The 925-nt window shown below is 55.1% G+C and carries 1 protein-coding gene and 2 pseudogenes; 1 reads left to right on the top strand and 2 read right to left on the bottom strand.

Features of this window, described 5'->3' with window-relative positions; all coding sequences use genetic code 11:
• Positions 1–135 (bottom strand): annotated as a pseudogene (locus HT737_RS30880) (response regulator); the annotation flags it as partial.
• 60 nt (positions 136–195) lie between these two features.
• Entirely contained in the window at positions 196–600 is a 405-nt protein-coding gene (pilG, locus tag HT737_RS30875; protein ID WP_041063509.1) for a twitching motility response regulator PilG, read from the bottom strand.
• A 225-nt stretch (positions 601–825) separates the two neighbouring features.
• On the opposite strand from pilG, the pseudogene HT737_RS30870 reads away from it, so the two are divergent.
• Positions 826–925, top strand: a pseudogene (locus tag HT737_RS30870) (glutathione synthase); the annotation flags it as partial.

Here is a 925-nt window from a genome sequence, read left to right as displayed (position 1 = left end):
TTTTTCCTGACGGGCCAGGGCCACGCCGTCGGCGCCGTTTTCGGCCTTGAGCACTTCATGGCCGTGCTTTTCCAGCATGCCGGTGAGTTTGTACATTTCAGTCGGCGAATCATCGACGATCAGGATACGTGCCATGGTCTTCCCCATTTTTCTTGTCGACTCCCGGCCCGCTGGCCGAGCGTCACTGTACGTGTCTTACTGCGGCAAAACGGCGGCAAAGCCCGGAACGTGGGCCTGAATCGCGTCGAGCAGTTCTTCCTTGCTGAAAGGTTTGGTCAAAAATTGATCAGAACCGACAATGCGCCCCTTGGCCTTGTCGAACAGTCCGTCACGCGACGACAGCATGATCACTGGCGTGGCCTTGAACGCACTGTTGTTCTTGATTAAAGCGCAGGTCTGATAACCATCCAGACGCGGCATCATGATGTCGACAAAAATGATCCCGGGGTGGTTGTCGGCGATCTTGGCCAACGCGTCGAAGCCGTCGATGGCCGTGATGACCTCGCAGCCCACATTCTTCAACAGCGTTTCGGCGGTGCGACGAATCGTTTTCGAGTCGTCGATCACCATGACCTTCAAGGCGCTGGACTGCTGTTCCATAAGGGGGCTCTACCGTCGCCTTTGCGAATCAAATTGTCCGTTTTGCGATGAGTAATGGCTGGAAACCCTTGATGCTCAAGGGCCAGCACGCTATTCCAGCCTTTTTAGCACAGTCTCCAGATGCAATCTATCGACGGGTTTTTCCTTGACCGAAAACCCGCCCGGAGCCACTCTGGCGGCACTTTTTCAATACCGATCCGGTAGCCAATTTTCGAGGAAAACCCAATGAGCGTTCGCGTCGGGATTGTCATGGACCCTATCGCCAGCATTTCCTATAAAAAGGATAGCTCGCTGGCCATGCTGCTGGCCGCGCAGAAACGTGGCT

The organism is Pseudomonas sp. MD195_PC81_125, assembly GCF_014060985.1.
GTDB lineage: Bacteria > Pseudomonadota > Gammaproteobacteria > Pseudomonadales > Pseudomonadaceae > Aquipseudomonas > Aquipseudomonas parakoreensis.
The sequence above is the reverse complement of the archived record's forward strand: the minus strand, read 5'-3'. Positions and strand labels throughout refer to the sequence as shown.